This is a genomic window from Microbacterium sp. P2_F9 (assembly GCF_056403635.1).
Window position 1 is genome coordinate 1 of sequence record NZ_JBFUFC010000236.1, and the last position, 5,165, is coordinate 5,165.

At 67.7% G+C, this 5,165-nt stretch carries 6 protein-coding genes and 2 pseudogenes; 6 read left to right on the forward strand and 2 right to left on the reverse strand.

Going from position 1 to position 5,165, the window contains the following annotated elements:
• Nucleotides 1-867, forward strand: an 867-nt coding sequence (locus AC1DVT_RS17755) for an FAD-dependent oxidoreductase (RefSeq protein WP_477390456.1), incomplete at its 5' end; no start/stop codon positions are given.
• A 217-nt stretch (nt 868-1,084) separates the two neighbouring features.
• Here AC1DVT_RS17755 and AC1DVT_RS17760 read toward each other — a convergent pair.
• Complete coding sequence (locus AC1DVT_RS17760; protein WP_477390458.1) at nt 1,085-1,765, reverse strand: MFS transporter; 681 nt, start codon at nt 1,763-1,765, stop codon at nt 1,085-1,087.
• Entirely contained in the window at nt 1,762-1,911 is a 150-nt protein-coding gene (locus tag AC1DVT_RS17765; protein WP_457100733.1) for a hypothetical protein, read from the reverse strand. The genes AC1DVT_RS17760 and AC1DVT_RS17765 overlap by 4 nt, the downstream gene beginning before the upstream one ends.
• Here AC1DVT_RS17765 and AC1DVT_RS17770 point away from each other — a divergent pair.
• The 5 genes and pseudogenes from AC1DVT_RS17770 (at nt 1,910) to AC1DVT_RS17790 (ending at nt 4,699) form a co-directional block, all read left to right on the forward strand.
• Entirely contained in the window at nt 1,910-2,092 is a 183-nt protein-coding gene (locus AC1DVT_RS17770) for a hypothetical protein (RefSeq protein WP_477390460.1), read from the forward strand. The two genes, AC1DVT_RS17765 and AC1DVT_RS17770, sit on opposite strands and share 2 nt — an antisense overlap.
• Nucleotides 2,032-2,160, forward strand: a pseudogene (locus AC1DVT_RS17775) (hypothetical protein); the annotation flags it as partial. The gene AC1DVT_RS17770 and the pseudogene AC1DVT_RS17775, both read left to right, overlap by 61 nt.
• A gap of 71 nt (nt 2,161-2,231) precedes the next feature.
• A complete protein-coding gene (locus AC1DVT_RS17780) occupies nt 2,232-2,672 on the forward strand; it encodes an MFS transporter (protein WP_457100732.1) in 441 nt (146 codons plus the stop codon).
• A 94-nt stretch (nt 2,673-2,766) separates the two neighbouring features.
• Nucleotides 2,767-4,174, forward strand: a pseudogene (locus tag AC1DVT_RS17785) (IS1380 family transposase).
• 273 nt (nt 4,175-4,447) lie between these two features.
• A complete protein-coding gene (locus tag AC1DVT_RS17790; protein ID WP_457100716.1) occupies nt 4,448-4,699 on the forward strand; it encodes an MFS transporter in 252 nt (83 codons plus the stop codon).
• The last annotated feature ends 466 nt before the right edge of the window (nt 4,700-5,165 follow it).

The window sequence follows — 5,165 nt, forward strand, 5'->3', positions numbered from 1 at the left end:
GGCCTGGTCATCGCCAGCGGAGTAACCCCCACGTGTCCCGAAGGCGCCGACCTTCTCACACTGCGCACGAGCGATGATGCCGTCCTCCTTCGTCGAAAGCTTCTTCCCGGAACGCGCGTCCTCATCGTCGGCGCCGGATTCCTCGGCACCGAACTGGCGGCGGCGTCCGCGAAGCTCGGCTGCCATGTCACCCTCCTTGATCGATGCGATCGACTGCTCGACCGCCTCGGTTCCGCTGTCTCACGCCACGTCGCCGCGCTTCACGAGGCGAACGGTGTCGACGTTCGGTCGCGGGTGAACATCGCCCACGTCGATGCCAGCGGCGCCGTCTTGGCCGACGGCACTGAACTGCGCGCCGACGTCGTGATCGCCTGTACCGGCTCGCGGCCGGCGACCTCCTGGCTCACCCACAGCGGGCTCACCATTGATGACGGCGTTGTCTGCGCAGCGGACTGCGCCGCCGCTCCGGGGGTGGTCGCCGCCGGGGACGTCGCCCGATGGTTCAACCCGGCGTACGGCGTGTCCATGCGTGTCGAGCACCGCACGAATGCCACCCAGCAGGGCGCGCACGCGGCTCGGACGCTCCTCGCCGAGCTCGCCGGGGGCCACGGAGATCCCTACTCCTCCGTCCCCTACGCATGGTCGCACCAGTACGACACTCGAGTGCAAATACATGGGGCGGTGCTCGAGAGCGACGAGGCCGAGCTCGCGCAGGGCTCGGAGGACGAAGACAGCTTCATCGTCGCGCACCGCGCGAGAGGGCGCCTCGTCGCGGTCGTTGGCGTGAACGCTTCGCCGCGAGACCTTCGCGCCTGGCAGCAGCAGGTGTACGCGGAAGCCGCTCGTCTGAGTTCGCTGGTGGGATGACACGAAACGGAAGTCCCAGCATGTGTGACGACTGCAGCATGGCTGCCGCACGACGAAGCGGTCCCGCCTCCAGTATTGGAGGCGGGACCGCCTTTTTCTTAATCGCGGTCGCGGGCGAGGCTGGGTGCTGATTCCGGCGCCGGCGCCCCAATGGCGGCAACCGCTCCCCCGGTGGCAGCCGCAGTCGCGGTGGCAGCCGCAGCCGCTTCCTGCTGTTTCACGGACTGCACGTCGCCCGGACGAGGACGAAGGACAGTGCCGGCGAGCACCAGCAGAATTGCGATGAGCGCTGCTGAGCCATACAGCCAGCTGTGGAACCCGGTCTCGTGTAGACGATGCCGCCGGTCGAGGAAGGCCCGATGTACGGAGCCATCAGCGCGAACATCACGACCGGAGCGATCGCCCCGAGACCTGTTTGCACGAGCTGGACGGTGCCTGCTACCGACGCCTGATCGCCAGCAGGCGATGCCTGGATGACGACGTTCGGCAGCGATGCGTTGACCAGGCCACCGGCCGCACCGACGGCTCGTGCACTCAGGGTGAGGGTCAGCTGCGTGTCGTTCATCGTCGCGAGGAGGATCGCGGCGACTCCCCACAGCGTCATGCCGATCAGCATGAACATGCGCGGGGAGCGACCGCGCGCGATCAAGACTCCGAGGATGACACCTGCCAGCGCCGCCATCAGGGCCTGGGGGGTCCCTATACCTGCGTACTGAACCGTGGTGAGCCCGAGTCCGTACGTGACGCCGTCCTCGCGAGACGTCAAGGCGAGAAGCGGGATCAGCTGACCGAGGGTGGCCGACATCGCGTACCCGACGCCGCCGAGCAGTGCCGCGAAGAGGATCGCGCGCCGCGTGAACAGCCGGACATGATCCCTATCCAGTCGGAACTGCCTCAGCTGCTTGGCGCAGAGCGCGCCGAGACCGCATGGGTCATCACGATGACGCTCGTCGTGTCGTGCATCTGCACCCCGATTTCCGGCTGACTCGGCGACATGTTTGGCAAGCGCCGGGTGATCCTGATCCTGCTCACGCTGCTGGTCATGGGATCCGTCCTGTGTGCACTCTCGGCCACCGTGGTGCCGCTGATCGTCGGCCGCGGGCTGCAGGGGTGGGCATGGGAGTCATTCCCCTGGGCATCGCGCTGCTCCGCGATACCGTCCCGGCACGACGCCTCGGCTCGGCGATCGCCTTCGTCAGCGCCCCTATGGGCGTCGGAGCCGTGATCGGACTCCCGATCGCCGCACTCATCACCTCGGTCAGCGACTGGCATCTGCTGTTCTGGGTCGCGACCGGCCTGGCGGGCATGGTGCTCACCCTTTGCATCCTGATCCTCCCCCGGAGCCTTCCGGGAACGGCGGGCGCGTGGACGTGCTCGGCGCCGTCGGTCTCGCCATCTGGCTCACGGCGCTTCTTCTCGCGCTGGCCAAGGGCAACGAGTGGGGATGGCTGTCGCCGTGGACGCTGTCGTGCTTCGCCATCTCTGCCGTGACCCTCGCCCTGTGGGCCTGGTACCAGTGGMGAAAGAGCGATCCCCTGGTGGACGTGCGCGTGAGCGTGCGGCGACCGGTCCTGATGACCAACATCCCGTCGACGGCGATGGGCTTCTCGATGTTCGTCCCGAGCATCGCCTTCCCGCAGCTCCTCGGCCTTCCGGCGGCGACAGGGGGATTCGCCCTGCCGCTGCTGATCGGTGGACTGATCCTCATGCCATCGGGGTTGGCCATGCTCGTGATGTCGCCGATCGGCGGACGGCTCATCGACCGATTCGGCCCTAAGCCTCGATCCACCGATGAGCGGGTGTGATGGTCGGGCGTCGTGACAGAGAAATGCCCCTCTGACCAGGAAGAATAGAGCTTGCTTAGAGTTCTGTTCGCCTGGTCGGAGAGGCATCTCGTAGATGCAATTCAAGCACGCCCCTGCCGCGGTGTCTGCGGTGTTCGATGATCCGAATGTCGTGTCCGGTCGCGGGCCTGGTTCCGACGCTGCGACTCGCGCAGCGGGCCGGGCTGGCGGAGCGGGCTCAGGACGGGTTGAGCGTCCCGACAGACAAGGGCTCCAATGCCGGCGCGAAGGTCTCTGCGCTGGTCGCGAGGATGCTCGCCGGGGCGGACTCGATCGACGACATGAACCTGCTCCGTCACGGCGGCATGGGGCGCCTGTTCGACCGGACGTATGCCCCGTCGACGCTGGGATCGTTCCTCCGCGAGTTCCGGTTCGGACACGTCCGCCAACTCGACGCCGTCGCGTCCCGTGTCCTGGTCAGCCTCGCCGGGCAGACGGTACTGCTGCAGGCGCGGGGCGGTGAGCGGGTGATGGTCGATCTGGACGACACCATCATCGAGGTCCACGGGTATCAGAAGCAGGGCGCCGGGTTCGGGTACTCCGGTGTTCGCGGCCTGAACGCACTCCTCGCGACCGCGTCAACGTCATCGTCGGCGCCGGCGATCCTCGCCCAGCGGCTGCGGCAGGGCAAGACCGGGTCGCCGAAGGGCGCCGCCAGAATCGTCGGCGATGCCCTCGCGACCCTGCGCCGCACCAGCGTCGTGGCCGCGGCCAGGCCTTTGCTTCGTGCCGATTCCGCGTTTTACGGGTACGCAACCATCGGCACCGCGCTCAAGGCCGGCGCCGATGTATCCGTCACCGTCCGGATGGACCCCGCGGTGAAAGCAGCCATCGCGACCATCAGCGATGACGCCTGGACAATGATCGAGTACCCGAACGCGATCCGTGACGAAGTCACCGGGGGCTGGATCTCCAAAGCCGAGGTCGCCGAGATCCCCTTCACCGCGTTCCGCTCACGGAAGACGGCAGAGCGCATCCCCGGCAGGGTGGTCGTCCGGCGCATCCCTGACCTGAACCCGCGCAACCTCGACGCGCCCACGCTGTTTGACACCTGGCGGCACCACGCGTTCTTCACCACCATCGACAAGAACGTGATGGACACCGTCGAGGCGGACAAGACCCACCGCAGTCACGCGATCATCGAGCAAGTCCACTCCGACCTCAAGAACGGGCCGCTCGCGCACCTCCCGTCCGGGGTGTTCGCCGCCAACAGCGCCTGGCTCGTCCTCGCCGTGATCGCGTTCAACCTCACCCGCGCCGCCGGGATCCTCGCCGACCACGGCGGGCGATTGGCGAGAGCGACAACCGCGACGATCCGCCGCACCCTCATCACCATCCCGGCCCGCCTGGCACGCTCCGCGCGCCGCATCACGCTGCACCTCCCGAACGCCTGGCCCTGGGAGCACGCGTTCGCGCGACTGTTCACCGCGACGCACGCGCCACCACCGGCCGCGACCACCTGACCACCGCCGCACCGCGGCACAACCAAGACCTCAGTGGACGACCGGGATGCGACGCCCGGAGCTCACGCCTGCACCGCCGACGTCAACCCAACCCGATGAAGACCCCGCCGCCTATCCCAGGCGCGTCGGTGGATCGAGGCTAAGCCCCTCGTTATCACCAGCGTCATCCTCACAGTCGCCTATCTCATAGCTTTGCTTGTCCCTGTCTCTGCCTGGGGGGTCGCCGTCGTGATGACAGTCGTGGGCATCGGCATTGGGCTCGGGTAGGCCGCCATGCCTGCGCTGATCGTGCGGGCGGTGCCGGATACCGAGACCGCGGCGGCGAACGGGCTCAATACGCTCGTGCGCGCCCTCGGCACGTCGGTCGCTTCGGCGGTCGTGGCCGGCATCCTCGCGCATTCGGCCACGACGTCGGCCACCGGTGACCCGATGCCTGAGGCATTCCGCCTCACGTTGCTTCTCGGGGCCGTGGGTGCGACGGTGAGCGTCGCCCTCGCCATCGCGGTTCCACGCACAGCGAAGTAGCCCGCAGATACATGATTCCACGCTGATATGTCATCGGAACCGGTGCTGGCATGTACGCATTCGCGAGCATCGAACGCAGAGACGGCTGGGCGGTAGAGGTTGCGTTGCGGTCGCGCCCGGCGCAGCACGCTGATCCTCCGGGCCTGGGTCAACGCGCGGTCGGCCGCGGGGGTGGCTGCCACGGCGAGCACCGCCAGAGCGTCCCGGCCGGCGAGGTCCTCCCCGAGCGCGGCGAGCGGGCGGGATAGAACTCCCGCAGCATGAGTACGCACAGACAATCACCGGACCCMCGGCGCCCGATCGAAGACAAGACCTGCTCTCTGATCTATGGCTGACTCCCCCCGAAAGCAACCATCCGGCCCGCGTTGGGGAGGATCTCAGTTGTTCTGGGGGAATCCGAGGTTGATGCCGCCATGCGTGGCGGGGTCGAGCCAGCGGCTGGTGACGGCCTTCTCGCGGGTGAAGA

What these genes read in the sequence shown, in the direction of transcription:
- AC1DVT_RS17765 (WP_457100733.1), bottom strand. Translation starts at nt 1,911, where the DNA reads ATGACCAGCAGCGTGAGCAGGATCAGGATCACCCGGCGCTTGCCAAAC.
- AC1DVT_RS17790 (WP_457100716.1), top strand. Translation starts at nt 4,448, where the DNA reads ATGCCTGCGCTGATCGTGCGGGCGGTGCCGGATACCGAGACCGCGGCG.
- AC1DVT_RS17770 (WP_477390460.1), top strand. Translation starts at nt 1,910, where the DNA reads ATGGGATCCGTCCTGTGTGCACTCTCGGCCACCGTGGTGCCGCTGATC.